This window comes from Streptomyces sp. NPDC001902, assembly GCF_042891295.1.
Taxonomy (GTDB): Bacteria; Actinomycetota; Actinomycetes; order Streptomycetales; family Streptomycetaceae; genus Actinacidiphila.
The window spans coordinates 235,314-261,397 of the sequence record NZ_JBIATA010000004.1 but is presented as its reverse complement, the minus strand read 5'-3'; the positions used below and the strand labels follow the sequence as shown (position 1 = coordinate 261,397).

Sequence of the window (26,084 nt, the reverse complement as noted above, 5' to 3'; positions counted from 1 at the left end):
ACAGATGAAGGCACGGGGCCCTCCATTCGAAGGCTGAAGTGGGTGGGGGTCGGCGAGGGTCGGGGTCGTGGTGCTCAGACCCGGGTGCGGCGGATGTCGATGTTGCCCCAGCGGGTCCGGGCGTGGACCTCGACGGTGTCCTCGGTCGCCTCCGGGGTCCCGGACGCGGTGAGCGTGTTGCGGACCTGCCCGCGCTCGGAGCTGACGTCGAGCCAGGCGGCGGTGCCCTCGCGGACGCCGACCTCGATGGCGCCGTAGGAGGTCTCCAGCTGGACGGTGCCGCGGGCGACCTCGGCGACGCGCAGGTTGCCGTGGGCGACGGTGGCCGTGACCGAGCTCTCGGCACGCTCGACGTCGACGTTGCCGTGGGCTCCGCGCACCCGCAGTTCGCCGAGCGCGGCGCCGACGGTCGTGGTGCCGTGCGAGTTCTTCAGGACGGCGGGACCGTCGAGGGTGCCGACGCGCAGGCTGCCGGAACTGGTGGTGATCTCGGCCGTGCCCTCGATCCGGTCGACGGTGATCGAGCCGTGGGAGGCGGTCAGCTGCAGCGGGCCGGTCGTGTCGAAGCGGACGTCGTTGGACGAGGTCTTCACCCGGACCTCGCCGAGCCGGCCCTCGCCGAGCACCTGGGTCCAGGAGCCGGTCACGTTGACGCGCGAGCCCGTGGGCAGTTCGACCGTCACGTCGACGGCGCCGCTGGGCCCGATGAGGTAGCGCTCCTTGGTCCTGACGGTCAGGGCGCCGTTCGCGTAGGTGACCTCGGTCTGGCCGGCCGCCCGGACGTCCTTGTCCCGCTTCGGGTCGCGGGGCAGCACCTCGACGACGGTGTCGGGGCGGTCGCCCGCGGCGAACCGGATGGAACCGGCGCCGACGTGGGCGGTGACGGAGATCGGTTCGGGGGTGTCGAAAGAAGGCATGGCTGTCCCGTCCTCTTGGGTCTTGGGGTCGTCCCCGCTGGTGGGACGTGGTGTGGGTGACGTGGAGCGGGTGCGGGTGCGGGCGGGCCCGGCTAGCGCACCCAGCCCGTGAAGCTCTGTCCGATGGTGCGGGTCTTCTCCGTCGTACGCTGCTGCGGGCCGCCGTCGACCGCGGCCGACACGGCCCGTACCAGCCACGCGTTGACCGACAGGCCCTCGCGGTTGGCGGCCTCCTCGGCGCGGGCCTTGAGGTGCGCCGGCAGGCGCAGGTTGACGCGTGCGGTGCCTCCCTCGTCGCCCTCGGCCGGCGCGGGGGCCGGGGCCTTGAGCGGTTCGACGGGCGCGTCCACCCGGTCCGCGGGGCCGCCGCCGGTGGGCGGCAGCGTCACCACGAAGTCGGGGTCCAGCCCGCGCAGCCGTACGTCGACCGAGCCGGGGGCGAGTTCGCGGGTGATCTCGTCCATCGCGGCGGAGAGCACGTTGAGCATGGTCAGGCGGGTCGCCGACTCCAGCGGAGCGGTGAGCCGCTCGGCCAGCTCGCGGGCATCCTCTCCGCCGGCTTCGGCGGCCACCGCGAGTTCACGGCGGAGGGTGTCGACATACGGGGTGAGGTCCATGACGTCATAGTGGCACCACTATGGCGCCATGTGCAAGCCTGAAGGGCGCCACATGGTGCCCACCCTGTGGTGTAGCCGACCTGACCTGGTGAAACGTGATGGCGGTGGCCTGAGCCATGATGGCGTCACATGGGCGCGATGCGCCATGGATGGCGCCGGATGGTGTCACGTGGTGCCAGATGGTGCCGCCAGGTGGTGCCAGGTGGCGCCAAGAGCTGACGCCGCCGGTACGCCGGTCCCGCGATCAGCCCGCGCGCTCCAGAGTGACGGTGCTGCGCACAGGCGTGGCCCGCCACATGGCGGCCAACGGCGGGTAAGACCGGATCAGGCGGAGCGTCTCCGCGAGCGCGGCGGTCCTGGGCGCGCCGATGGCGTGGTGGTCGAATCCGGTGTCCTGGAGGCCCAGGTCGTCCAGTTCGGCCCACGCCGGATCCTCGGCGAAGCAGAGCTGCAGCTCCACCTTCCAGTACTCGGGTTGCCGGTGGGGGTCGTCGCGGTTGCCGCCGGTGTCGTGGACTGCGAGCAGCCGCCCGAACGAGAGCGCGGGCAGGTCGTCGTTCCAGTCCCACCGGCCCCATTCGGCGATGAAGCCGTCGCCGTCGGCCTCCTCGACGCCCTCGACCTCGATGGCGAGGAACTCGGCGAACGACTGCCAGGCCGCGTCGACGTCGTGGACCGCGCCGGGCGCGGCGCCGTGGCGGCGCAGGATCCGGGCCAGGGCCTCGTCGGCGGATCGCCAGGGGATGGGCACCGGGGCGCTATCCCTCGTGCTCGTCGAGCCAGAGGACGATCCCGGTCACACCGCCCAGGACGGCCGCGACGCCGGCGCGGACGGCCGCGGCGCAGCGGGCGGGGGTGAAGGTGGCGGGGTCGTACGTCGAGGACATGCCCAGACCCTCGCCGCGGAACGACGCGCCGGACCAGTCGACGGCGGTGACGTTGGCGGTGGGCTCGGCCAACTCCGCGCCCACCACGAGGAACTGCTGGGAGAGGTGGTTCGGGGTGACCGTGGCGAGGGGGTCGATCAGGTCGTTGCCGGCGCTGACGATGAGGTCCGGATGCATGTCGAGGGCCCGGGTGACGTCGGACAGGAGGTCGGCGGGGTGGTCGGTGACGACCGTCCTGAGGTCGACGTGCTCGGCCTGGGCCCACTCCTTGACCGCGGTCGCCAGCGCCTTGGCGGGGCGGTCGTCGCCCGCGGTCAGCAGGACGACGCGGTAGCCCTCCGAGGGGTGGACCCCGGACCAGGAGCCGGGGCGCGGGGTGGCCGTGGCCTCGGGGGCGGGCGGGGCGGCGCGGTCGACGAACCCGGGGCCCGGGGTGCCGACGGCGCTGGGGCTGGGGTGCGGGTGTGACCAGTCGTCGCCGGAGCCGCATCCGGTGAGCAGCGCGGCGGCCGCGGCCAGGGTGGCAGCGGCGCGAAGCGGGGGGCGCAAGGCGATCGACCTCCGGGTGGTGACAGGTGGTGCCGCCCCCATCCTGCAATCCCGTTCCCGTCGTCTCCATCCGGGGGGCGCCGTTGTCGAACTTGTTTTCGCACGATTCGCCGACCGGCCGGTTCCGGTTCACCCGTGACGTGCACGGTGCAGTGGCAACCTGAAGGAGCCACATGTCACATCGCGTCCGCCGCACCCTCGTCGGGATCACCGCGGCGGTGATCGCCTTCCTGGGCCTCGGGCAGCAGTCCGCGCTCGCGCACGGCTTCACCTCGACCGTGTACGTGGACGTCGCCCCGGCCGACGGAGGCCGCATACGGACCACGCTGCAGCTCGAGTACGACCTCTTCGTCGTGTCCGCCGCCGACTACCAGCACGACGACACCCTCTTCCGCGAAGGGACCGCCGCGTTCGACGCCGGCGACGCCACCGCCCAGGCCGCGGCGCTGGAGGCGCACGCGAAGTCGGCCGTCGCGTACGCCACCGGGCGTTTCACGGTGAGTTCCGACGGCAAGGCCTGCACCCCCGCCCAGGCGGGAGGCTTCACGATGGGCCGCCGGGAGGGCGTGCCGTACGCCACCCTCCGCCTGGACTGGAACTGCCCGCAGGGCGAGGACCGCGAGGTGCGCAGCGGGCTGTTCCCCGATTCCGAGGGCTACGTCAAGGGCACCAAGACGATCGTCACGTACGCGGTCGACGGCAGTTCCGGCAGTGCCGCGCTCGACGCCGAGCACCCGTCCTTCTCCATCGGCCAGTCCTGGTACGAGCGGTTCTGGGAGTTCTTCCGCCTCGGCGCCGAGCACCTGCTGACCGGGATCGACCACATCCTGTTCCTGCTCGCCCTGATCGCCGGATCGCGGCGGCCGCGCGAGATCGTGCTGGCGGCCACCAGCTTCACCCTGGCGCACTCGGTGACGTTCATGCTCGCCGCGCTGGGCGTGGTCGACGTGCCCGCGCGCATCGTCGAGCCCGTCATCGCGCTGTCGATCGCCGTGGTCGCCGGCTGGTACCTGTGGCGGATCTGGCGGCGCGGTGACCACGCGACCGACCTCGAGGCCGCCGGGCAGGGGCATTTCAGCCTGGACCGGGCCGGATGGACCCGCCTCGGCGTGGTGTTCTGCTTCGGCCTGGTGCACGGCCTCGGCTTCGCGGGCGCGCTGGGGATCGACGAGGCGTGGTCGTGGACCCTGCTGTGGTCCCTGCTGGTGTTCAACGTCGGCATCGAGGCCGTCCAGCTGGCCGTCATCGCCGTCGTCTTCCCGCTGCTGCTCGTGCTGCGCCGCCGGTCGGCGCGGGCCGGGCTCTGGACCACGGGCGCGATTTCCGCGGGGGTGTCCGTCATGGGGCTGGTGTGGTTCGTGCAACGAGTGTCCGGATTCTGAGACTACGTCCAGGACACGTGTGAAGTTCAACTATCTCGGGGCTCGCATTTATGTTCGCTTTACCTGACGAGGTGAGCGTGGGGGTCTCCACTCGATGCACACGATTCGTGCACAGAAGGAAAAGACAAAAATGAGATCGAGCAACTCCTCGCGGACCTCCGGGTCCGCGCGGCGCCGTGTGGCCACCGGGGCCACCGCGGCGTTCCTCGGCCTGACGGTTGCCCTTGGCAACGGGCTGGTCACCTCGGCGTCCGCCGCCGACACCGCCACCCTCAGCGGCATCGTCCTCGGTGTCGGCGCCAACGAGGCCCAGCGCACCGTGACCTGGTACTCCTCCGCCGACACGGCGCAGCAGATCCAGCTCGCCCCGACCGCGCAGGTGGCCGACGGCCAGTTCCCGGCCGGCGCCGCCACCTTCGACGCCATCGGCGCGGCGAACATCGCCTCCAGCGGCGGCTACAACCGCCACGCGACGATCACCGGCCTGAAGGAGAACACCCAGTACTCCTACCGCGTCGGCAGCGAGGGCAACTGGTCCTCCACGTACTCCTTCAAGACGCAGGACTTCGAGGGCGAGTACGACTTCCTGTTCTACGGCGACCCGCAGATCGGCGCGTCCGGCAACCTGGCCGCCGACCAGGCCGGCTGGCAGGACACGGTCGACGTCTCGCTGCGGGCCAACCCGAACGCCGAGATCCTGGTGTCGGGCGGTGACCAGGTCGAGACGGCCAACACCGAGTCCCAGTGGAACTCCTTCCTCGCCCCCGACGGGCTGCGCCAGTACCCGTGGGCCGCCACCATCGGCAACCACGACGTCGGCGGCAAGGCCTACGAGCAGCACTTCACCACCCCGAACACCGACCGCTCGGCCCCGTACTACGACAACGGGAACCCCGCGGGCACCAAGTCGGGCGGTGACTACTGGTACATCTACAAGGACGTGCTGTTCATCGACCTGAACAGCAACAGCTACAACTCCGCCAACGGCGGCGGTGACGCGGCGCACGTCAACTACGTGACCGACGTCATCAACAAGCACGGCAACGAGGCCAAGTGGAAGGTCCTCGTCTACCACCACGCGATCTACTCGCCGGCCTCGCACGCCAAGGACGGCGACAACAAGCAGCGTCGTCAGGACTTCCCGACCACGTTCTCCAAGCTCGGCGTGGACCTGGTCCTGCAGGGCCACGACCACAGCTACTCCCGCAGCTACCTGATCAAGAACGGTGAGAAGGAGAACCCGGCCGAGCAGCCTGGTGCCTCCGACGTGTACCCGGGTCCCGGCGGCGTCCTCTACGTGACGGCCAACTCCGCCTCGGGCTCGAAGTACTACGACATCACCAAGCCGGACAGCAGCGGCACCAGCGGCGCGGGCAACGGCGCCGACCCGCTGAACCCGGACAACTACTGGTACAACTCGGTCCAGAACCAGGAGCACGTCCGCACCTACGTCAAGGTCCAGGTGCGCAACGACAAGCTCGTCGTCGAGAACGTCCGCAGCGCCGCCAACGGCGCCGACCAGCCGGTCGGTTCGCACGTCGACGACGTCACGGTGCACCCGTACCACGGGGACAAGCAGGACCTGCAGGTCAACGTCCCCAACCCGGCTCCGGGTGAGTTCGGCTGGACGATCGACGGCTACAACGGCCTGGTGGACCTCGGTACCGCCAAGGAGCAGAACGGCGACCACTTCGTCGCGGGCGGCAAGATCAACCCGATCCTCGTCTCCGACAGCCGCCGTTCGCTCGCCCCGTGGTCGATCTCGGCCAACGTGGGCGACTTCAAGGACGCCGACAAGACGTTCTCCGGCTCCTACCTCGGCTGGACGCCGTACGTCCTGGACGGCGGCGCCGGTGCCGCGGCCGGTGACCCGGTGGCGTCCGGTTACGACGACCACGGCCAGGGCCTGTCCGTCTCGCGTGGCCTCGGCTCCGCCGAGCAGGGCCACCCGCGGGGTTCCGCCAAGCTCGGCGCCGACCTGGATCTGAAGATCCCGGACAGCGTCGAGAAGGGCGGCTACCGCGCCACCCTCACGATCACTGCGCTGAGCAGCTGACCGTACCCGTTTGACGGCGGGGCAGGCACCGTCGGTGCCTGCCCCGCCTCCCGCTCCAGGAGAACCCCGACATGCACCCGTCCGCACCGCGCCGCACGACGCCCCTCGCCCGCACCGCCGTCCTGGTCCTGCTCGCGGCCCTCGCCCTCGTGGGCCTCCACGCCGGCCCCGCCCGTGCGGCCGACGGCGACGTCACCTGGACGGTCAGGACGGCCGCGAACGGGTTCGGCAACGACCGGTCCAGCTACAGCTACACCGCGAACCCCGGCGGACAGGTCAAGGACGCCATGGTCGTGGCGAACCGCAGCACCTCCGCGCTGCGGCTCGCGCTCTACGCCGCCGACGGCTACACCACCGACACCGGGCAGCTCGACCTGCTCACCAAGGACAAGAAGTCCGTCGGGATCGGCGCCTGGGTCCACGCCGACCGCGACAGCGTCGAGATCAAGCCCGGCAAGACCGCCGAGATCCCCTTCACCGTCACCGTCCCGGACAACGCCACCCCCGGTGACTACGTGGGCGGCATCCTGACCTCGCTCAAGCAGTCCGACGAGGCCCAGGGCATCAACGTGGACCGGCGCCTGGGCATCCGGGTCAAGCTGCGGGTCAGCGGGGAGCTCAAGCCGAAGCTCGCCGTCGAGGACCTCCACGTCGACTACGACGGCCCGGCCGGCCCCTTCGCCTCGGGCGACGCCACCGTCACGTACACGATCCACAACACCGGCAACGCGATGCTGTCGGCCCGCCAGTCCGTCTCGGTGGCCGGCCCGTTCGGATGGCTGCGGGCGAAGGCCGGCGACATCCCCGCGCCGCCGGAGCTGCTCCCCGGCGAGAGCTGGAAGGTGAAGGTGCCCGTCCACGGCGTCGCACCCGCCGTCCGCCTCACCGCGACCGCCACCCTCACCCCGATGCTCACCGACGCGTCGGGCTCGATCACCCCGTTGGACCCGGTCGAGGCCACCGCCCACGGCTGGGCCGTGCCGTGGGTGCTGGTCCTGCTGATCGTCCTCCTCGCCGCGGCGGTCGCCGCCGCGATCGTCCTCACCCGCCGCGGCCGCACGCGGCGCAAGCAGCGCGAGGACACCCGCGTCCGGGACGCCGTGGAGAAGGCGCTCCGCGACAAGGAGACCCAGAAGGGCTGACCCCGGGCCGTCAGTCCGCGCGGACGGCGGGGCCCCGGGGCCATGAGGCCTCCCGCCCCGCCGCCAGGGCCCGAAGACGCGCCGGAGCCGGGCCGACGGCCGCCGGGTGGTCTTCCGCCCGTTCGGTCGACGCCCGGCACCCGTGCGGGAGGGGCCCGCCGCGTCAGAGGATGTACTCCCCGAGCGCGTAGCCCTTCCGCTCCGTGATGAGCTCGATCCTGAGCCCGTTGGGGTCGGCCAGGAACATGCTGTCCGCGACCTCGGTGGGGAAGGACGCGTACGGCAGGCCCCGCTCGTCGAGGCGGGCCTTGACCATGTCGTAGGCCTCCTGCGTGACCGCGAGGGCGACGTGGTGGCCGCCGCCCACCGTCTCCGCGTAGTCGGGGTGGGGGTGGCCCGGGAAGTCGAAGAAGGCGAGCATGTTCTCGCCGCCCATGTCGAAGAAGAAGTGGGTCGATCCGCGGTAGTCGCGGTTCTCGATCAGGTCCACCAGCGGAAGCCCCAGCACGTCCCGGTAGAAGAGGATGGTCTCCTCGACGTCCCGGGCGATGAACGCGGCGTGGTGGACCCCCTGGGTGGTGGGTGCCGGGCGTTCCTCGGCCGGGAGGAGATAACGGTCCCTCAGTTCCGCCTGGCGCTCCAGGATCGCCTGCAGCTCCTCGCCGTGCGGCTGTGCCATGGTCGTGACTCCTCATCGTGGGGGCGGCGCGGACGGGCCCCGGGGCGACGGTACGGGGCCCGCCCTGCTCCCATCATCGCTTGACGTGTCAAGCAAACATAGAGGCATTTATTTGACACGTCAAGGATTCGGGAAGGGGGCCCGGCTTCCGGCAGGCCGAGCGGCAGGGGGGCGGGCGCCTCGGCCCGTCCATGTCCGCGCCCGGTTCCCGACACCTGTGGGCAAGGACGCGGGATCAAGGTCTCCAGGTAGTTGTATCTCCCAACCGGAGGTTTTGAGCCATGTCCTCAGTGTCCCGGAGAGACTTCCTCGGCACCGCCGCGACCGTCGCCGGCGCGGCCGCCATCGGCGCCACGCTGCCCGGCGTGAGCGCCGCCGCGACCCCCGCCCAGGCCGGGCCCGCCCCGCGTGGCCACGGCCACGGCCACGCGCACGGCGACATCCGCGACATCAAGCACGTCGTCGTGATCATGCAGGAGAACCGCAGTTTCGACCACTACTTCGGTGCCCTCAGGGGCGTACGCGGCTTCGGCGACCGCGCGACGATCCAGCTGCCCGGCGGCGGCTCCGTGTGGCAGCAGCCCAAGACGCCGACGGAGGGCGCCGAGACCCAGTACCCGTGGCGGCTGAGCGGCGCGAAGTCCTGGAGCGGCCCGACCCCGCCGAGCGCCGAGCTCGGCGCCGCCAACTACGGCGGCACCAGCCACGGCTGGACCGACCAGCACGGCGCCTGGTACGGCGGCCTCATGAACGGCTGGTACTACGCCAAGGGCGGTCCCACCACCCTCGGCTACCTGGACCGCAAGGACCTGCCCTTCCACTACGCCCTCGCCGACACCTACACCGTCGGCGACGCCTACCACTGCTCCGTGCTCAGCGCGACCGGCCCGAACCGCACCTACCTGTGGGGCGGCACCATCAACGCCGACAAGAAGCACGGCGACTTCACCGCCAACGACGGCGGCGACGAGCGCGGCAGGTTCCTGCCCTGGGAGTCCTACGCCGAGACGCTCCAGGAGGCCGGCGTCAGCTGGCGCGTCTACCAGTGCGCCGACGACTACGGCGACAACGGGCTGGAGTACTTCGGCACCTTCGCCAGGCTCGACGCCACCCAGGGAGGTCAGGCCGCCCCCGGCAACGTCTACTACGACAACGGCGTCAAGGACGTCCCCGAGCCGGTCACCGGCCTCGCGGGCAACGCCGACAACATCAACGCCGCGATCCGCGCGGACGTGCTGGGCGGCACGCTGCCGCAGGTCAGCTGGGTCGTCAACAACCAGTTCTTCTCCGAGCACCCGGTCACCGCGCCCAGCAACGGCGGGTACTTCCTGCGCGGCGTCCTGGAGGCCCTCCACGCCGACCCGGACGTCTTCGACTCGACGCTGGTGATCGTCAACTACGACGAGAACGACGGTCAGTTCGACCACGTCCCGCCGCCCGTCCCCGCCCCCGGCGAGGCCGACGAGTTCGTCTCCGGCACCATGGGCCAGTACGGCGTCACCGAGCCCCTCCCGGTCGGCCTCGGCTTCCGCGTGCCGCTGCTGCTCATCTCGCCCTGGACCCGCGGCGGCTGGGTGACCTCGGAGGTCTCCGACCACACCTCGGTCATCCAGTTCCTGGAGAAGTGGACCACCGCCCTTGGCACGCCCGCCATCTGCCCCAACATCAGCGACTGGCGGCGCGAGGTGTGCGGCGACCTCACCGGCGCCCTCGACTTCGCCTCCCCCGTCTACGGGCTGCCCCACCTGCCCGACACCGGCCCGCTCGTCCCCGAGACCCGGTACACCCCGCTGCCCGGCGACAACGAGATGCCCACGCAGGAGAAGGGCACCAAGCGGGCCCGCCCGCTGCCGTACCAGCCCAGCGCCAACCTGACCGGCTTCGCCGACGGCGCGGTCCAGCTGGAGTTCGGCAACGAGGCCCCCTTCGCCACCAAGGCGAGCCACTTCTCCGTCCACAACAACCTCGGCGGGTTCCCCTCGCTGGCCGCGTACCCGGCCGCGTTCCCCGGCCAGTACACCGTCTCCGCGGGCGCGCGGGTCACCGGCACCGGCCCCGTCGGCTCCACCGCCGGCGACACCGTGTACGACCTGACGGTCACGGGCCCCAACCGGTTCCAGCGCCGCTTCACCGGCGACACCGCCGGCGCCGGCAAGGACCTCGTCGTCGAGGCCCGCTACCACGACGGCAGGGCGACCGCCCACCCGAAGCTCAAGCTGTGGCTGCGCAACGACGGCCGCAAGCCGGTGACGTTCACCGTCACGCACAACCACTACATCCAGGGCGCCCCCACGAAGGTGCGGGTCGCCCCGCACGGCAAGGAGGCGTGGACGGTCAACCCGCTGGAGGTCAGCGACGGCTGGTACGACGTCACCGTCACGGCCGACTGCGACCGCACCTGGTCGCAGCGCTTCACCGGGCACCTGGAGACCGGCCGGGCCAGCGTCACCGGCTGACCTGACCTGACCTGACCGGCCGGGGACGGGCCACCGCCGTCGCCCGTCCCCGGCCGCGTCCGTGCCCGGCGTCCCGGCCGCGGTCAGATGACGGTGAGCGTCAGGACCGCCATGTAGGTGCCGGGCCGCGTGCCCGTCGGCGCGTCGAGGTCCAGCCGGGCCCCCACGTCGGCGCCACCGGGGCCGGCCCCGGTGGCCGGGGTCCGGGCCCGCCCCGGCCCGCCGTCGTCGCCGGGGAGGACCGGGGGGCCCGCCGTGACGCCCCGGACGTTGCCGGCGTCCACGACCTCGGGTGCCCAGGTCAGGCTGCTCACGGGGATGCCGGTGCGTCGGCTGGACGGCCCCAGGACAGGCCGGCGACTTCGCGGGCCCGTACTGCCGGGTCCGGTGCTCGACGCGTCGGGTGAACGCCTCCACACCTCCGGGCGGGTGACCCCGGTCACCGTCACCACGACGCGCGGGCTGCCCTCGATGGAGATCACCAGCGCGCCCGGTTCCACGACCGTCATGATCGACTGCTGGCCCCCTCCCGGGGTCGTGCTCCCGCACGTGGGGACGCCCAGCCGGTCGCACGCCCGCGGCTGCGGAGCGCTCCCCAGCGCCTCGGTGGCCGAGGCGACGCAGCCCGAGGTGTCGACGTCGCCGGACGTTGAACCGGGGATGCCCGCCGCGGTGTTCAGGCCTTTCCCGCGTTGATCGGTCGCCGCCGGGACGATCAGGTAGCCGACGATCGGCAGGGGATACGTCCGCGGGTCCGGGTCGGTGCAGGCGGTGGCGATCCTGACGAGGCCCGAAGGGTCGGAACAACGCCGTGGCCGGCCCCACCGTCACGCCCCGGTGGACGTCCTCCCGTTGCGCGGGACCGGAGAAGCGGGTACGGCCCTCCCGGACGGCCCCTCCTGGACGCTGCGCGAGGAGGCGGACCCGGCGATCGTGTGACGCGGCCGGGCGCGGGCCGGACCGCCGGCGACGGAGGGTGACCGTGACCCCCGGGTCCTGGCCAAGGGCCGCCGGTGGGTGAACGCCCGCCCCCGGCGCCCGGAAGATTTCCCACAGCGCCCTCGCATAGCCGCTGACCTGCGAAGAAGCGCCCGCCGCGGCGCTGCGCCGCGGCGCTTTCTTTTGACTACGGGCCCCACCCGTGTCACGGTCATGTCCTCGGCGTTTGCCGCCTTGCATCACGGCGTCCCTGCCCGGTGAGCGAGAACGCGTGGGTCACGTGGCCCTCGTCCTACCGGCTCCAGGCACACGAAGCCGGTTCGACGACGGTCGGAAATGGCACGGCCGTTGTCCACCAATCTTCACGTACGAAGGAGATTGACATGCGTGCAAACATCACCGTCCGCCGGACTGTCGCCGCAGCGCTGGCGGCACCGTTGCTCGCCGTCGTCGCGGCGGGCACCGCCGACGCGGCACCACAGATCACGACCTCAGCCCTCCAGACGGCCCCGACCAGCTACGTCCAGGGCGGCGGCGGCGGCTTCGGCGGCATCGGCGGCTTCCGCGGCAACGGGTTCTACGGCAACAACTTCTACGGCGGTTTCGTCCCCGTCGTCGTCGTCCCCGTGGCCGTCCCCGTCGGCGGCTTCGGCGGGTACTTCCCGTTCCGCTGAGGGCTCCCCGCCCCACCGACCGCGGCACACCCCGACCGGCCGGAAGTCCCGTGGCGAACCGCCGCGGGACTTCCGGCCGGCGGGCCGCCCTCGCCCCGCTCCTGTCACACCCCCACGACGGCTCCGGTCTCAGCTGTCGGCCCCGTCCACGCGGGGCCGGTCCAGTCGACGACGAGGAGAGCACCGTGACCGTCCGGTCCAGGGAATTCAACTTCGGCATGCCGTGGGAATCGCTCTACGGGTACAGCCAGGCCGTACAGGCCGGCGACACGCTCTACATCTCGGGGCAGTTGTCCCACGACAGCGCCGGAACCTTCATCGGGACCGGCGACTTCGAGCTCCAGATGAGCACGACCCTCGACAACCTCGACCGCGTGCTGGAGCACTTCGGCGCCGGCCGCGACCAGATCGTCGAGACCACCGTCCTGGTCAGGGGCCTGCGCGACCACTTCGACACCGTCGCCCGCCTGCACGCCGCCTACTGCGGCGACCACCGCCCCACCAGCACCGTCATGGGCGTGTCCGACCTGGCCCTGCCCGACCAGCTCGTGGAGATCGGCGCGGTCGTCCGCCTCGACATCACCCACTGACCGGACACCGGACGCGGGGCTAGGATCCGGGCCATGGCCCTGACCCTGCACGACGTGGACCGGTTCGAGGCCTCCAGGCCGCGCCTGGAGGCCGTCGCCTACCGGCTCCTCGGCTCCGCGAGCGAGGCCGAGGACGCCGTGCAGGAGACCTTCCTGCGCTGGCAGGCCGTCGACGTCGACCGCATCGACGTCCCCGAGGCGTGGCTGACCAAGGTGCTCACCAACCTGTGCCTCAACCAGCTGACCTCGGCCCGGGCCCGGCGCGAGACCTACGTGGGCCAGTGGCTCCCCGAACCGCTGCTCGCCGGTGACCCGATGCTCGGCCCGGCCGACACCGCCGAACAGCGCGAATCCGTCTCGTACGCGGTCCTCGTCCTGCTGGAGCGCCTCAGCCCCAACGAGCGCGCGGTGTACGTGCTGCGGGAGGCCTTCGACTACCCGCACCGCGAGATCGCCGGGATCCTCGACATCACCGAGGCCGCCAGCCAGCAGATCCACCACCGCGCCAGGAAGCACATCGCGGACGGCAAGGCCCGCAAGGCCGGTACCGAGGTCGACGAGGCGGCCACCCGGCGGGTCGTCGAGGAGTTCCTGGCGGCCGCCACCAGCGGCCGGACGGAGCCGCTCGTGCGGCTGCTCACCCAGGACGTCGTCGCGGTCGGCGACGGCGGCGGGAAGGTCCCGGCCCGCGCGAAGGCGTTCGAAGGCGCGCTCGCCGTCGCGAAGTTCCTGCGGGGCCTGTTCAAGCCCGGCACGGCCAAGCGTGCCCTGGTCGGCGGCTCGGCCGAGATCCACGCGACGACCGCCAACGGCGGCCCCGCCGTCGTGGCGGTCGTCGACGGCCGGGTCGTCGGCGTCATGTGCCTGGAGGTCACCGCCGAGGGCATCGCCGCCGTACGCAACCAGGTCAACCCCGACAAGCTCCGGCGCGCGACCGGGCGATGGGCGGCCGGCGACCACGGGGAACCCCTGCTCCACGCCTTCTGACCCCGGTGTGACGTGCTTCACATCGCGTTCCTGTCAGGAAACGGCGGGCCGCCCGGTTCAAGGGGCGAACCCGCTGGAGAGAAGACAGGAGCCAGGACATGCAGCACCGCATCGTCGTCCTCGGAGCCGGATACACCGGAGCCAGCGCCGCCGGGCGCCTCGCCAGGCGGCTGCACCGCGAGGACGTCGCCATCACCCTCGTCAACGCGGAGCCCGACTTCGTCGAGCGCGTCCGGATGCACCAGCTCGCGACCGGCCAGGACCTCACCACCCGGCCCCTCGGCGAGATGTTCGCGGGCACCGGCGTCGAACTGAAGGCGGCGAAGGTCACCGGCGTCGACCCCGACCGCAGGACCGTCGCCGTCCACGGCGCGGACGGCGCCGGGGAACTGACGTACGACACCCTCGTCTACGCCCTCGGCAGCGGCTGGAAGGACCAGGGCGTCCCCGGCGCCGCCGAGCACGCCCACGAGATCGCCGGCCGCCCCGGGGCACTGCGGGTGCGCGAGCGCCTGGCCGCCCTGGACGCCGGACGGCCCGTGCTCGTGGTCGGCGGCGGCCTCACCGGCCTGGAGGCCGCGACCGAGATCGCCGAGGCCCGCCCGGACCTCGCCGTCGCCCTCGCCGCCCACGGCGGCCTCGGCGACTGGCTCTCCGCCAAGGGCGCCCGGCACCTGCGCAAGGTCGTCGACCGGCTCGGCATCACCGTGCACGAGCACACCACCGTCACCGCCGTGGCGGCCGACCACGTCACCACCGCCGACGGCACCTCCGTCCCGGCCGCGGTCACCGTGTGGACCACCGGCTTCGCCGTCCACCCGATCGCCGGGGCCACCACCCTGGAGACGACCGGCACCGGCCGGATCGTGGTCGACGGCACCATGCGCTCGGTCTCCCACCCGGACGTCTACGCCATCGGCGACGCCGCCCTGGCGATGGGCCCCGGCGACAAGCCGCTGCGGATGTCGTGCGCCTCGGGCATCCCCACCGCCTGGCAGGCCGCCGACGCCATCGCGGCCCGCCTGACCGGCGGCAAGCTCCCCAACACCCCACTGCGGTACTTCAACCAGTGCATCTCGCTCGGCCGCAAGGAAGGCCTGATCCAGTACGTCACCGCCGACGACCGCGCGGTCAGCGCGGCCCTGACCGGACGGCTCGCCGCCCTCTACAAGGAACTGGTCTGCAAGGGCGCCGCCTGGGGCGTCGCCAACCCGACGATGGGCCTGCCCACCCGCCGCCGCCGCGTCACCCCCCGGCCCGCCCCGTCCGGACCCGCGGTCCGGACGCCTGCCTGACCCGCACCGCACGCGCCGTCCCGCCGCGGGGGAGCCGCCCCGCGGCGGGACTGCGGCGCTGCGTGCGGCCGGGGGATCAGGAGCTGGCGATCAGCGCCGCCGTCGGCAGCAACGTGCCCAGGACGCTGAGCAGCCAGTAGGTGCGTGCGGACAGCGCCGTCCGGACGGCGAGGGGCCGGTTGGCCACCCACCAGAGCACGGCGTAGAGGAGCACGACCGGCCCGAAGAGCAGCAGCCCGGGCAGGATGCCGTCGTTCTCCGTCGGCTCCCGCACGGTCAGACCCAGGTCGGCGAGCGGCCAGTTCGCGGCGAGGTACCAGAGCATCCACATCGGCACCACTCCCGGGATCCCCAGCAGCAGATTCACGCCCAGGGCGGTGCACCACCGTCCGGTCATCCCCGTCGCCCCTCCCCGTGATCGTCCGTGGAGACGGTACAACGAAGGCGGGCAGAGCCGACCGCCGCAGCCGCAACGGACTTCCCGCGCGGAGCGGCGGTCGGGCCTCCCGTACCCGCTGCTGGCCGGGCGTCAGCCGATCTCCACCGCCATCCCCTTGACGTTGGTGGCGTCCAACGCCTTCCGGATCCCCTTGGCGAGCTTGACCGCGTCACCGACGGCCCAGAAGTGGACGAAGAAGAGCCGCGGTTCGTCCGTCAGCCCGTGGTTGTGCAGCTCCACGAGTTGGCACCCGGCACGCCTGAGGGCCGCCAGGACGTCCTGGACCTCGCTGGCGATCATGGCGCAGTCGCCGCTGACCGCGGCGCGGCCGTTGCCCAGCGGCTGGTAGTTGATCGCACTGGTGGATCCGAGGCCCGGCGGCAGGACCATACCGGCGTCGGTGATGGTCTCCCGGCGCACGAAGGTGTTCTTGTAGACCCCGTCGTCGATGCCGCCCTTGATGCCCATCACCTTGTCGATGGTGGCGACGTCCATGTCGAGCTTGCGCGGCACGGTGTGGTCCGGCCGTCCCGGCGGCGGGGCGCCGGTCCGGTCGAGCGCCGCACGCAGCCCCGTGGCGATGGCCACGGGGTCCTTGCCGTGCGCGTGGACGTGGACCCACCAGATCTCCGGGTCCTGCGAGAGCAGGTGCTTGTGGATCGCCGTCTGCTCGATCTTGCGCTCGTGCAGCACGTCGGCGAACGACTGCATCTCCTTCTCGGTGACCACCACGTCGCCCATCAGCAGCGTGTTCCCGTCGGCGTAGCGGACGAAGGACACGTGCGAGCCCAGGGCGAGCCCCGGTTTGACGGTGACGCCCTGCGAGACCACCTTGAGGTCCCGGCGCGGCAGACCCGTGTGGTACATGAACTCGCGCCTGATGTCGCCCGTCCGCCCGAGCGCGACGGACACGTCCTTCCAGTCCGTCAGAGCGGTGCGCACGGGCATGACCGACGGGTGGTTGTGCTGTTTCGACGTTCCGGTTGGCGCGCACGCGGAGATCGCCCCGCCCAGCATCGGCGCCAGAGTGGCCGCGGCGAGCAGATGCCGCCGTGACGCACCCGCCTGCGGGTGGGTGTCCTGCTGTCGGTCCTCACGCATCATGTGTGCCTCCTGACGGGATGGAAGCACGACGAGCCACGGACAGACCCCAGCACCGCCAGCACTGCGGCCAGGTGGGTGAAGCGCCCGTCGGCAAACGGGTGAGCAGGCCCGCCGACGGAGCCCGTACGCCCGCCCCGGCCACGCCTGGCGGCCCCCCAACTGCGCCACGACGCTCCGCATGCTCGACCGACTGGCGCAGTGCAGCGGGCCCGGCCGGCGAACCCTGCCACGGACCGTCACCGAGGGAAGCCGTGCCGTGTGCACGGCGTGGCCCCCCTCCGGCCCGTTCTGGGACCCTCCGACCATGCCGACGCACCGCTTCGCCGAGGTCCCCGCCGACGCCTTGGCCGTCATCGAGGAGCACACCGGGCCCGTGCTGGAAGCCGAGTCGGTCCCGACGGGCCTCAATTCGGAAGTCGCGGCCCGTATCCGTACGGCGACGGGCGCCGTCTTCGTCAAGGGACTGCGGCTCGGGCATCCACGGGCCTGGACGCAGGAACGCGAAGCGGCCATCGCCCCGCACGTCACGCCGCTGGCTCCGGCCCTCCTCTGGCACACCCGGTGCGCGGGCTGGGACCTCCTCGGCTTCGAGGACCTCGACGGCCCCCACGCCGACTACGCCCCCGGCTCACCCCACCTGGCCCTCGTCGCCGACGCGATGCGCACCCTCGCGGCCCTGCCGCTGCCCGACCTGCCGCTCAGGACCATGCCGGACCGCATGCGGGCCCACGCCGGCGACGACGCCGGGCTGTTCACCGGGGACCGGCTGCTCCACACCGACTGGAACCTGCACAACGTCCTCATCGCCGGACGGGCCCGGCTCGTCGACTGGGCCTGGGCCGCCCGAGGCGCCGGGTGGATCGACCCCGCCCTGTGGGCCATCTGGCTCATCGCCTCCGGCCACACTCCCGAGCAGGCAGAGCAGTTGTCGGCCGAGCACCCCGCGTTCGCCGCCGCCCCGGCACCCGGGCTCGACGCGTTCGCGCGAGCGCAGCACCGGCTCTGGGACGAGATCGCCGGCGACTCCCCGAGCGAGTGGACGGCCACGATGCAGACCGCGGCCGCGGCGTGGCCCCGGCACCGAAGCGGCTGACCGAGCCGCGGTCGCCTTGCGCAGTGCCCAGGAACCGATGTGAACCCCCTCCGCCAGCAGCAGCGTTGACGTGACCGCGGCATGGCCCGGCCACCTCGCCGGCGGCGTGGCGTTCCGTTTCCTCACCCAGCCGCTCGGGGCGGGCGGATCCCGTCACCTGCCATGCCCGACTTCGCGGCACGCCGTCAGCAACCCCGATCAGCACGGCCCTCGGCGTTGGTGCGTTCGCTGTCCGTCCTTCACCGGGCTGTCGCCCCGGGTTGCGGCGATCCGCGCATTCTTACGCGATGCGATCAAGGCTCAGGGGGCGGCCGTCGATCGCGCTGCGGGCACGGACACCGTGCCCGGCGACAGGGGGGGACGACGGTTCATGGGAAGCGGTCGGCGATCAACGGCACCGGTCCGTGCAGGCCCGCGCCGGGACGTCGAGCACGCATGAGCAGGCGAGCCCGCCTCAGGTCCTCCGGGCACCGCCCAGGCCACCGAGCAACCGCCCCACCACCACGGCCCGCACTCACCCACACCGACCAGGAGTCACCCGCCATGCACGGCCCGCCTCCGGCACTCCTCGCCCGCCCGGGAATCGTCACCGCCCTCTGCCTCCTCGCCGCCCTCTTGTTCGGCGCCACCCCGGCGACCGCCGCGACACACGTGCCGATCGCGGGCGCCGGGTCGACCTGGAGCCAGAACGCGCTCGACCAGTGGCAGGCCGACGTCCAGCAGTACGACATGCGCGTGACCTACAGCGGCACGGGCTCGTCGGACGGCCGCAACCAGTTCCGCAACGGCACCGTGGACTTCGCCGTCTCCGACATCCCCTACGGCCTCGAGGACTCCGGCGTCGCCGACCCGCCGCCGTCCCGCACGTACGCCTACATGCCGATCGTGGCTGGTGGTACGTCGTTCATGTACAACCTCACCATCGGCGGCCGGCGCGTCACCGACCTACGGCTGTCCGGCGAGGTCATCTCCAAGATCTTCACCGGACAGATCACGACCTGGGACGATCCCGCCATCAAGGCCGACAACCCCGCGCTCGCCTCCACGCTGCCCGCCCGCCCGGTCGTCCCGGTGGTGCGCTCCGACAGCTCCGGCAGCACAGCGCAGTTCAGCACCTGGATGAGCAAGCAGTACCCGTCGCCGTGGGACGACTACTGCCGCCGGGCGGGCCGCAGCACCCCTGCGGGACGGCGTCGGTCTACCCGGTCGTGCCGGGCAGCACCTTCGTCCGCCAGGCAGGCTCGAACGGCGTCTCCGGCTATGTGGCGCAGTCCCGCAACGTGGGCACCATCACCTACGTCGAGTACTCTCACGCGGCACTCACCACCAGGTCCCCGGTCGCCAAGGTGCTCAACAAGGCCGGGTACTACGTCGCGCCCACCGCGCAGAACGTGGCGATCGCGCTGCTGAAGGCGCGGACCAACGAGGACAGTTCCTCGCCCGGCTACCTCACGCAGGTCCTTGACGACGTCTACAACAGCACGGACCCGCGCGCCTATCCGCTCTCCGGCTACAGCTACGCGATCGTCCCGACCAAAGTGGAGCGCAACTTCACCCTTCAGAAGGGCGAATCCCTCGGTGCCTTCGCCTACTACTTCCTCTGCCAGGGGCAGCAGCACGTGGACGAACTGGGCTACTCGCCGCTGCCCGTCAACCTCGTGCAGGCGGGCCTGAACCAGGTCCGCAGGATTCCCGGCGTGGACGTCCAGAGTATCGACATCAAGAGCTGCCACAACCCCACCTTCTCCACCGACGGGACCAACACGCTCGCCCTGACGGCCCCTTACCCGTCCCCCTGCGACCGGGTGGGCAGCACTCCGTGCGACGGCACCGCCCCCGGCGGCCGGTCGCAGTCGATCACGACGACCCTCGAACCCGGGGCGCTGCTGATCTCCGTCGCGGGCGACCCGCACGTCGAGTTGCCCGGTCCGGTGCTCGACCCGTCGGGCGAGTTCCTCCACGCCTCGGGGCAGATGACCCCGGTCACCGTCACCGACACCCGCGCCGGCAACGTCGGCTGGACGGTCTCCGGCCAGGTCGGCGACTTCACCGGCCCGGCCGGAAGCACCATCGACGGGAGCAGCCTGACCTGGGCCGCCGCGATCGCCGACCGTGGCAATGTCCCGTCCATCACGCCGGGCGCCCCGGTCGTACCCGGCGACGGCAACGGGCTCAAGGAGTCCCGGACGCTGGCCACCGGCATCGGCCCCGGCACCGCGGATGCCGGGGCCGGGCTCGACTTCGACGCCCCGACCTCCACGCCCCCCGGCACGTACACGGCGGTCCTGACGCTGACCGTCATCTGATCCCCATCCGCTGGAGAGCTGACGGCCGCCGGTGCGGTTCTCACCGCACGCCCACCGGGCATGCTCCGGGCGGCCGTCAGCCGGTGTCGGGCGTTGGCAGGCAGTGGGAGACCCGGCCGTTCCAGCGGCTGATGGGCGAAGGTGTCCAAGCGGCCGCGTCTGCTGTTCGGGTAGCCGGCGAAGGTACACCGATGAGTTCCGCCGGCCAGGCCGGTCTCCCAGTACGCACGCCATCGAGCCGCCGACTGGAGACCCACCATGACGAATCCCGCACACCCCGGCCGCATGCTGTTCGTGAACCTCCCCGTAGCGGACCTCGAACTCAGCAAGGCGTTCTTCGCCAAGCTCGGGTTCGGCTTCAACCCGCAGTTCACCGACGAGTCCGCAGTCTGCATGCTGGTCGGCGAGCAGGCCTTCGTCATGCTGCTCAGCCGCGGGAAGTTCGCGGAGTTCGCGAAACTGCCGATGGCCGACCCCACCACGCACACGCTGGCGTTGTACTGCTTCAGCGTGCCGTCCCGCGATGAGGTCGACACGGTCAGCGTCGCCGCACTCGCGGCGGGCGGCTCCGAGGCGGATGCCGCCGAGGACCACGGCTTCATGTACTCACGCAGCTTCTTCGACCTCGACGGCCATGGCTGGCAGGTCATGTGGATGGATCCGGCAGCGGCGGAGCAGGGCCCCGAGGCGTTCGCGGACTCCACCACCCGCGACGCCGACACCCCGGCCTGACCTTTGGACTTCCCGCTGCCCGCTCCGGCACGACGGTGGCACGGCATCCGCGCTAGTTCACGCCGATGGGCAACGGGACGACCGTCGAGCCCTACCGTGGAGCGCACGGGCTGGACCTCTCGCTCGATCCGGCCCTCGACGAGATCGTGAGCGTGCGTGACGCACAGGCCGCCGAGCTCGAGGCCTGGCTGGACGAGGTCACCGCTGTGCAGCTCGCAGCGCGAGCGCCGGTGCCCGACGACGATGTCTGGCCGCCGTACGCCCGGGGCCGCTCGGTGCGGCAGTGCCTCGGTACGGTGCTCAACGAGACCTTCGAGCACCACGGCTTCTGCGTCCGCGACCTCGACCTGATCGAGGCACAGGACGCCGAGTAGGGCCGGCTATGGAGCCACTTCCTTGCTTTCGCTGCTGGTGCGGATCTTGCCGCCGGTGATGCGGGCGCGGAAGCAAATGGAGAACTGCTGCCGTACCTCGCCGTCGTCGTAGGCCATGACGTGATCCGAGTTGGTGTAGATGCCGATCAAGCCGGTCACCTCTACATCGAACCCGGTCTCTTCCTTCATCTCCCTCACGGCTGCGGCCAGCGCGGACTCCCTGACGTCGACGCCTCCGCCTGGAGTGGACAAGCAAGATCTCCCCGGCCTCGTTGAACGCGACCGCCGTGACCGAGGGCACGATGCTGTTCGCCTTCGGGGTGCTTGGTCGTTGAAGTAGTCGACGCGGGCCATGCGGCGAGCCTCACACATACGACCTGCCTCCTTCAGTCCGTGATGAAGGGGGCGTATCCGGTCGGAACCTCACTGACGCGCAAGTCAGAGAAGAGCAGGGTGAGACGGTGCACGTTCGTCTCGATGCAGACCTCATGAAAGTCGAGCCCGGTGGCTCGGGACCAACGAAGAGCCGCTTCTGACTCAGGGAGAATCGACGCGCCCGGGTACATGCAATGCCACTTGACGCCCCAGACATAACCATCGAGGTTGGCAGCCGTCTCGTGGTCGATGAGGCGGTCGTCGAGAGAGGAACGCCAAGTCTCGGGCGGCACAGAAGACTCGCATCGCGCCTCGACGCAGTACCTGAAGAGGTACCTCCGATGGCCCGGCTCGATGCCGGTTCGAGGATCCGCAGTCATGTAGACGATGACTTCGTAGTCGCGCATGTAGTCGGTGTATCCATGGTGCACGACCGCGTGATCGAAGGCCTCATCCAGCAGTCGTTCCAGTTCAGCGACGTCCATGCCGCCGTTCTACCTCACGTGATCAGCTCTCCGCAGTGAGGTATCCGACGGTGCTGGCCGGTACTGCGGCTGCAGCGATCTCCCGTCCAGGATCTCGATGTCGACGATGGCGGTTCCGGTCGGGTCGAGGTTGAGCCAGATCACCACTTCGCCGTCCTCCTCCAGTGGGCAGATGTAGGGAGTGGGCGAGCCTTGGGGTGACGTCAGAAGGTTGCGGCAGGTGGCCGAGCAGGTGCATACGCCGTAGTACCGCAGCGTTGGGATCTGTTCGCTGAGAACCCCTCCATCCGGCTCAAGGAGACGCAGGATGTCGGCGGCCAGCTCCGGGAACACGTCGGCAAACAGGGGCAGGTCGGCGGTCATCGGACGGCGGGAGTCCCGCGCTCCCATGCGTAGTCGAAGCTGCGCATGTAGTGCCGGAAGGTACGGGCGCCGGGCAGGTAGCGGAAGTGCAGGACCGGGTTCTGGCCGGCGGGAGCTCCGAGGACGTGCGGGTTGACCAGGACGTCGTCGTCGAAGCGGTAGCTGGAGTTGTAGAGGATCGTGTCGTGCGACCTGACCTCCACGCCTGGGGTGGTCATGGTCGGTTCGAGGTAGCGGCGCGTGATCCGGGCTCGCGTGGCCAGGTCCCCGCCGATCCCCTCCTCATCGCCGCGCTGGCGGACTGCTTCCGAGTCCGGGTCGCCCAGCAGTATCCGCACCTGGGCGCCAGCGGCGGCTTTCTGCGCCAGCAGGTCGGGGAGGTCGGGGTGGCTGTCGAAGAGGAACAGCCCTGCGTAGACCAGGATCTCGACGTGGCTGGTGGCCTGCTCGATCAGCGATGACCACAGGGCCGCCGGGACCGCTCCGCGGTGCGGGTAGTACGTGATCAGCTCGGATGTGCTCGCCGTCTCGGCCTGTTTCTGGACCGACGGCCACATGTAGACCTCGTCGACACCGAGGAAACTCGCCGCTTTCCAGCGGTGGCCGCGGTGGGGTGTGCGGTTGGTGGTGATCCAGCGCTCCACGCTTTTGGGATCAACGCCGACGTGGTCCGCCACGGACTGGATGGTCTCGTCCTTTGCCGAAATCGCCGCGCGTAGCCGTTCGTTCGCCATCGTCGTGCCCTCCTGAGAGGACGCTAGCGACGTTTTGACGATAGTTCAGGCGTCCCCAAACGTCCATACGGACCGTGAGGCGTCCACTACCTCTCGCGGTCTCCTGATGTCACCGCCGAACGACGGCGGAACGCCTACTCCCACAGGAGACAGACGATGCGTCAGATTCCCGTGGACACCTCCGCCGCCACCGTGATGGTGGCCCAGGCACCCCAGCCGAAGATCCGCGACCGCCGTACCGGTGAGATCGCCACGGATGCCGAGACCGGCGCGACGATGATGACCGTCGACGTGATGTTCGCGGCGAACGGCGAGGCCGAGATCCTGGCAGTGGCCGTCCCGGAGTCGGGCATCTCGGGTGACCTGGTGATGGGCACGCCCGTCGCGCTGACCGGTCTGGTGGCCCGGCCGTGGGAGAACGAGTTCAACGGCCAGCGCCGCCACGGGATCAGCTTCCGCGCGGTCGCGGTCACCTCGCTCGCCGCCGGCGCTGTGAAGGCGGCCTGACCCATGACCCGCTTAACGGTCGCGCTGCTGCTGGTCGTCGCCATCGCCCTGATTCTGCGGTGGCGGCGTCCCGCCTGGTACTGGCTGACCTTCGGGGTCTCGCTCGCGCTGCTCCGGGTGGCCGTCCGCTACAGCTCGGTGATGGACGCCTGCGGGCTGACCGTCCCCCCGTCCCGCTGGCGCCTGGCGCTCGCCCGGGCCGCCAACCGCCCCGTGCCGGGGTCGCGGGTGCAATCGGCACGGCCGGCCTCGGTGACGTTCACTTCCACGATCGGCGGCACACCGGCAGCACCCTCGCCGCGACGGGCGGGCCTTCCACGCGGGAGCTGATGCGTCGCACGGGGCACTCGTCGGTGCGGGCCGCGCTGATCTATCAGCACCTCGTCGACGGCCGCGACCACGAGATCGCGGGGCACGTGGACGACCAGATCCGGCGGGTGAAGGGGCCCGGCGCCGATCCATCTGGCACGTGAGTGGCACGGCGGCCCTCACAGGAGGCAAATGATCAAGGCTCGGGTTTCCGGAGCCATGCCGGATGACCTGGGCCTTTGCCATGCGCTGGGGCTGGGGCTGGTGGGCGTAGACGGTTTCGAACCGCCGACATCTGCCTTGTAAGTTCGGGCCAGGCTTCTTACGGACTGGCAAAGGGCGCCTACACGGGCGGTCTCTCTTCGGTCTCCGGTCGCCTTGCTCTGCAGGTAGCCGCTGACGTTGATGAAGCTCCTATAGAGCGTCAAGCATCGTGCAATGTGGCCGTTGCGCGGGTGGTTCGCTGGGTGAGGTGGTGGTAGACCTCGCGGGCGATGAAGCGTTTGAGGCAGCGCAGGATGTCCCTCTTGGACAGGCCTTCGGCGGTGCGGCGGGCAACGTATGGGTCTGCTGCACGATCGGGTGACATCTTGACCTGCCCCACAGTTTGGGTTCCAGCTGCGGTGGCTAACTGGCGGCGGGGACGGTGTCTTGTGCGGAGAGTAGCTCGTACTCGATCGGGGTGCGGTAGCCCAGTGCTGAATGTCGTCTCTGGCGGTTGTAGAAGATCTCGATGTACTCGAAGATCGCGTTGGCCAGTTCGACCCGGGTCTTCCAGCGCTTGCGGTTGAGCAGCTCGATCTGCATGGAGGACCAGAATGACTCCATCATCGCGTTGTCCAGGCCGTCCCCGACGGTGCCGAATGGCGGCAGGAGGCCGGCGGAGCGGATCCGTTCGCCGAAGACCCAGGAGGTGAACTGGGTGCCGTGATCGGCGTGAACGATCCCGCCCGGCTCGGGGCGGCGGTTGCGGATGGCCATGTCCAGCGCGTTGACCACGAGGGTGGAGTCCTGCCGTGAGTCGATGGACCAGCCCACGATCCTGCGGCTGAACGCATCCAGGACTGCCGCGCAGTACACCCACCCTTCCCTGGCGCGGTGCTGCGTGATGTCGGTGACCCACAGCTCGTCGGGACGCAAGCGATGGAACTTGCGATTGACCAGGTCCTCGGCGGTGACGATGCCACGCAGCCGCTTGATGCGCACCGGTCTGGGCAGGCCGTGGATCCCGGCTTGTGTCATGAGCACCGACACGGTCCTGGTGCAGACCCGGATGCCCATGCCCAGGGTGAGCTCGGCGTGGATGCGGCGGTAGCCGTAAGTTCCGCGGGAAGCGACGTGAACCTCTCGGATCAGCCCGGTCAGCCAGTCTCGCCGTAGCTGCCGTGGAGTGGTCGGTGTGCGCTTGTGCTTGTAATAGTTCTGCCGGGCGACACCAAGGATCCGGCAGCATCTGTTGACCGGTGCCCCGGCATCGACGAGTCGGTCGATCACCGGGTAGAGCCTTTTGGGGCCGGCTTGTCCTCACCGAGGAACTTCGCCGTCTGCCGGACGATCGCCAGCTCGGTTTCCAGCTCATGGATCCGCCGGCGAGCGGCCCGCAGCTCAGCAGACTCGCTCGACGGCGTTCCCGGTCGCCGCCCGTTGTCGATGTCGTCTTGCCGCAACCACTTCGACAACGTGACGGGATGGATGCCGAGCTCCACCGCCGTCTGTCTGGCCTGCTTGCCGGCGCGGATGAGCGCGATGGCGCGCGCCCGGAACTCCGGAGGATAGGGACGAGGCATGGCTGCCAGCCTTCCGTGAAGGGCTGTCAGTTAGCCACCAGAACTGGAACCTGAGAGGGGGCAGGTCATCTGAACTGGCTTGCCCTGTGGGGCGGGTGGGAAGGATGTCGCTGTGCCCAAGGCAAAAGATCAAGGCCCAGGCACCCGGAGTGATACCGGTTTACCTGGGCCTTTGCCATGCACGTTTCGAACCACTGACATTTGCCTTGTAAGCCTGTTGGTTAGGGCTGTTGAGGGTATGTGGGTCACAGCCGCTTGGAAGGGTCCCCAGCTCGCCTGCGTCGAATCGATGTTGACGTGACTGAC

27 protein-coding genes and 4 pseudogenes are annotated in these 26,084 nt (G+C 70.8%); 17 read left to right on the top strand and 14 right to left on the bottom strand.

Going from position 1 to position 26,084, the window contains the following annotated elements; genetic code table 11:
- Window positions 1–74: 74 nt before the first annotated feature.
- From ACFYYN_RS09960 to ACFYYN_RS09945, 4 genes are all read right to left on the bottom strand, one after another.
- The gene (locus ACFYYN_RS09960) at window positions 75–917 is read right to left on the bottom strand and encodes a DUF4097 family beta strand repeat-containing protein (RefSeq protein ID WP_500545371.1); all 843 of its coding nucleotides are present in this window, start codon (window positions 915–917) and stop codon (window positions 75–77) included.
- A gap of 92 nt (window positions 918–1,009) precedes the next feature.
- Window positions 1,010–1,534: a toxin-antitoxin system HicB family antitoxin gene (locus ACFYYN_RS09955; RefSeq protein WP_500322143.1), complete on the bottom strand. Its 525-nt coding sequence runs from the start codon at window positions 1,532–1,534 to the stop codon at window positions 1,010–1,012.
- 244 nt (window positions 1,535–1,778) lie between these two features.
- Window positions 1,779–2,285, bottom strand: coding sequence for a hypothetical protein (locus ACFYYN_RS09950; protein ID WP_500545370.1), 507 nt, complete (start codon window positions 2,283–2,285; stop codon window positions 1,779–1,781).
- Window positions 2,286–2,292: 7 nt separating this feature from the next.
- Window positions 2,293–2,970 carry a type 1 periplasmic-binding domain-containing protein gene (locus tag ACFYYN_RS09945; RefSeq protein ID WP_500545369.1) on the bottom strand — a complete coding sequence of 226 codons (678 nt, stop codon included), beginning with the start codon at window positions 2,968–2,970 and terminating at the stop codon, window positions 2,293–2,295.
- Between the two features lie 173 nt (window positions 2,971–3,143).
- On the opposite strand from ACFYYN_RS09945, the gene ACFYYN_RS09940 reads away from it, so the two are divergent.
- From ACFYYN_RS09940 to ACFYYN_RS09930, 3 genes are all read left to right on the top strand, one after another.
- On the top strand, window positions 3,144–4,352 hold the full coding sequence (locus ACFYYN_RS09940; RefSeq protein ID WP_500545368.1) for a HupE/UreJ family protein: 1,209 nt from the start codon (window positions 3,144–3,146) through the stop codon (window positions 4,350–4,352).
- Between the two features lie 130 nt (window positions 4,353–4,482).
- Window positions 4,483–6,408: a purple acid phosphatase family protein gene (locus tag ACFYYN_RS09935; RefSeq protein ID WP_500322151.1), complete on the top strand. Its 1,926-nt coding sequence runs from the start codon at window positions 4,483–4,485 to the stop codon at window positions 6,406–6,408.
- A 71-nt stretch (window positions 6,409–6,479) separates the two neighbouring features.
- The gene (locus ACFYYN_RS09930) at window positions 6,480–7,550 is read left to right on the top strand and encodes a COG1470 family protein (RefSeq protein WP_500545367.1); all 1,071 of its coding nucleotides are present in this window, start codon (window positions 6,480–6,482) and stop codon (window positions 7,548–7,550) included.
- A 163-nt stretch (window positions 7,551–7,713) separates the two neighbouring features.
- On the opposite strand, the gene ACFYYN_RS09925 is transcribed toward ACFYYN_RS09930, so the two are convergent.
- Window positions 7,714–8,229, bottom strand: a complete 516-nt coding sequence (locus tag ACFYYN_RS09925; RefSeq protein WP_500322154.1) for a VOC family protein — start codon at window positions 8,227–8,229, stop codon at window positions 7,714–7,716.
- Between the two features lie 281 nt (window positions 8,230–8,510).
- Here ACFYYN_RS09925 and ACFYYN_RS09920 point away from each other — a divergent pair, with 281 nt between their 5' ends.
- On the top strand, window positions 8,511–10,685 hold the full coding sequence (locus ACFYYN_RS09920; protein ID WP_500545366.1) for a phosphocholine-specific phospholipase C: 2,175 nt from the start codon (window positions 8,511–8,513) through the stop codon (window positions 10,683–10,685).
- Between the two features lie 83 nt (window positions 10,686–10,768).
- Here the strand turns inward: ACFYYN_RS09920 and ACFYYN_RS09915 are convergent, their stop codons facing one another.
- Window positions 10,769–10,999, bottom strand: coding sequence for a hypothetical protein (locus ACFYYN_RS09915; protein WP_500545365.1), 231 nt, complete (start codon window positions 10,997–10,999; stop codon window positions 10,769–10,771).
- Between the two features lie 73 nt (window positions 11,000–11,072).
- On the opposite strand from ACFYYN_RS09915, the gene ACFYYN_RS09910 reads away from it, so the two are divergent.
- The 5 genes from ACFYYN_RS09910 (at window position 11,073) to ACFYYN_RS09890 (ending at window position 15,170) form a co-directional block, all read left to right on the top strand.
- A complete protein-coding gene (locus ACFYYN_RS09910; protein WP_500545364.1) occupies window positions 11,073–11,381 on the top strand; it encodes a hypothetical protein in 309 nt (102 codons plus the stop codon).
- A gap of 626 nt (window positions 11,382–12,007) precedes the next feature.
- Window positions 12,008–12,298 (top strand): hypothetical protein, encoded by a 291-nt coding sequence (locus ACFYYN_RS09905; protein WP_500545363.1) that lies wholly within the window; start codon window positions 12,008–12,010, stop codon window positions 12,296–12,298.
- A gap of 185 nt (window positions 12,299–12,483) precedes the next feature.
- Window positions 12,484–12,888, top strand: coding sequence for a RidA family protein (locus ACFYYN_RS09900; protein ID WP_500369875.1), 405 nt, complete (start codon window positions 12,484–12,486; stop codon window positions 12,886–12,888).
- A 33-nt stretch (window positions 12,889–12,921) separates the two neighbouring features.
- A complete protein-coding gene (locus ACFYYN_RS09895; RefSeq protein ID WP_500545361.1) occupies window positions 12,922–13,875 on the top strand; it encodes an RNA polymerase sigma-70 factor in 954 nt (317 codons plus the stop codon).
- A gap of 98 nt (window positions 13,876–13,973) precedes the next feature.
- Window positions 13,974–15,170, top strand: coding sequence for an NAD(P)/FAD-dependent oxidoreductase (locus tag ACFYYN_RS09890; protein WP_500545360.1), 1,197 nt, complete (start codon window positions 13,974–13,976; stop codon window positions 15,168–15,170).
- 76 nt (window positions 15,171–15,246) lie between these two features.
- On the opposite strand, the gene ACFYYN_RS09885 is transcribed toward ACFYYN_RS09890, so the two are convergent.
- Together ACFYYN_RS09885 and ACFYYN_RS09880 are read right to left on the bottom strand one after the other, a co-directional pair.
- Entirely contained in the window at window positions 15,247–15,567 is a 321-nt protein-coding gene (locus ACFYYN_RS09885) for a hypothetical protein (RefSeq protein ID WP_500545359.1), read from the bottom strand.
- A 132-nt stretch (window positions 15,568–15,699) separates the two neighbouring features.
- Window positions 15,700–16,713 carry a DUF1259 domain-containing protein gene (locus tag ACFYYN_RS09880; RefSeq protein ID WP_500322163.1) on the bottom strand — a complete coding sequence of 338 codons (1,014 nt, stop codon included), beginning with the start codon at window positions 16,711–16,713 and terminating at the stop codon, window positions 15,700–15,702.
- 304 nt (window positions 16,714–17,017) lie between these two features.
- Here ACFYYN_RS09880 and ACFYYN_RS09875 point away from each other — a divergent pair, with 304 nt between their 5' ends.
- The 5 genes and pseudogenes from ACFYYN_RS09875 to ACFYYN_RS09855 all read left to right on the top strand — a co-directional run bounded on the left by ACFYYN_RS09875 (window position 17,018) and on the right by ACFYYN_RS09855 (window position 21,218).
- On the top strand, window positions 17,018–17,806 hold the full coding sequence (locus ACFYYN_RS09875) for an aminoglycoside phosphotransferase (RefSeq protein ID WP_500545358.1): 789 nt from the start codon (window positions 17,018–17,020) through the stop codon (window positions 17,804–17,806).
- An 81-nt stretch (window positions 17,807–17,887) separates the two neighbouring features.
- Window positions 17,888–18,886, top strand: a pseudogene (locus ACFYYN_RS09870) (substrate-binding domain-containing protein); the annotation flags it as partial.
- Window positions 18,887–18,948: 62 nt separating this feature from the next.
- Window positions 18,949–20,112, top strand: coding sequence for a substrate-binding domain-containing protein (locus ACFYYN_RS09865; protein ID WP_500545493.1), 1,164 nt, complete (start codon window positions 18,949–18,951; stop codon window positions 20,110–20,112).
- 258 nt (window positions 20,113–20,370) lie between these two features.
- Window positions 20,371–20,844, top strand: coding sequence for a VOC family protein (locus tag ACFYYN_RS09860; protein ID WP_500545357.1), 474 nt, complete (start codon window positions 20,371–20,373; stop codon window positions 20,842–20,844).
- A gap of 65 nt (window positions 20,845–20,909) precedes the next feature.
- Window positions 20,910–21,218: a hypothetical protein gene (locus tag ACFYYN_RS09855; RefSeq protein ID WP_500545356.1), complete on the top strand. Its 309-nt coding sequence runs from the start codon at window positions 20,910–20,912 to the stop codon at window positions 21,216–21,218.
- Between the two features lie 6 nt (window positions 21,219–21,224).
- Here ACFYYN_RS09855 and ACFYYN_RS09850 read toward each other — a convergent pair whose 3' ends face one another.
- Genes ACFYYN_RS09850 through ACFYYN_RS09835 form a run of 4 tightly spaced genes read right to left on the bottom strand, consistent with a single transcriptional unit; the run spans window position 21,225 to window position 23,175 of the window.
- Window positions 21,225–21,572, bottom strand: a complete 348-nt coding sequence (locus ACFYYN_RS09850; RefSeq protein WP_500545355.1) for an NUDIX hydrolase — start codon at window positions 21,570–21,572, stop codon at window positions 21,225–21,227.
- 32 nt (window positions 21,573–21,604) lie between these two features.
- Window positions 21,605–22,078 (bottom strand): YxiG-like protein, encoded by a 474-nt coding sequence (locus tag ACFYYN_RS09845; protein WP_500545354.1) that lies wholly within the window; start codon window positions 22,076–22,078, stop codon window positions 21,605–21,607.
- 9 nt (window positions 22,079–22,087) lie between these two features.
- On the bottom strand, window positions 22,088–22,441 hold the full coding sequence (locus ACFYYN_RS09840; RefSeq protein ID WP_500545353.1) for a hypothetical protein: 354 nt from the start codon (window positions 22,439–22,441) through the stop codon (window positions 22,088–22,090).
- Complete coding sequence (locus ACFYYN_RS09835; RefSeq protein ID WP_500545352.1) at window positions 22,438–23,175, bottom strand: XRE family transcriptional regulator; 738 nt, start codon at window positions 23,173–23,175, stop codon at window positions 22,438–22,440. The genes ACFYYN_RS09840 and ACFYYN_RS09835 overlap by 4 nt, the downstream gene beginning before the upstream one ends.
- A gap of 156 nt (window positions 23,176–23,331) precedes the next feature.
- Here ACFYYN_RS09835 and ACFYYN_RS09830 point away from each other — a divergent pair, with 156 nt between their 5' ends.
- From ACFYYN_RS09830 to ACFYYN_RS09820, 3 genes and pseudogenes are all read left to right on the top strand, one after another.
- A complete protein-coding gene (locus ACFYYN_RS09830) occupies window positions 23,332–23,682 on the top strand; it encodes an SCO3933 family regulatory protein (RefSeq protein ID WP_500545351.1) in 351 nt (116 codons plus the stop codon).
- Window positions 23,683–23,685: 3 nt separating this feature from the next.
- Window positions 23,686–23,910, top strand: a pseudogene (locus tag ACFYYN_RS09825) (plasmid transfer protein); the annotation flags it as partial.
- 101 nt (window positions 23,911–24,011) lie between these two features.
- Window positions 24,012–24,155, top strand: a complete 144-nt coding sequence (locus ACFYYN_RS09820) for an integrase (RefSeq protein ID WP_500545350.1) — start codon at window positions 24,012–24,014, stop codon at window positions 24,153–24,155.
- 260 nt (window positions 24,156–24,415) lie between these two features.
- Here the strand turns inward: ACFYYN_RS09820 and ACFYYN_RS09815 are convergent.
- Both ACFYYN_RS09815 and ACFYYN_RS09810 read right to left on the bottom strand, forming a co-directional pair.
- Window positions 24,416–24,553, bottom strand: a pseudogene (locus tag ACFYYN_RS09815) (IS110 family transposase); the annotation flags it as partial.
- A gap of 65 nt (window positions 24,554–24,618) precedes the next feature.
- Window positions 24,619–25,778: pseudogene (locus ACFYYN_RS09810) on the bottom strand (IS3 family transposase).
- Window positions 25,779–26,084: the final 306 nt, after the last annotated feature.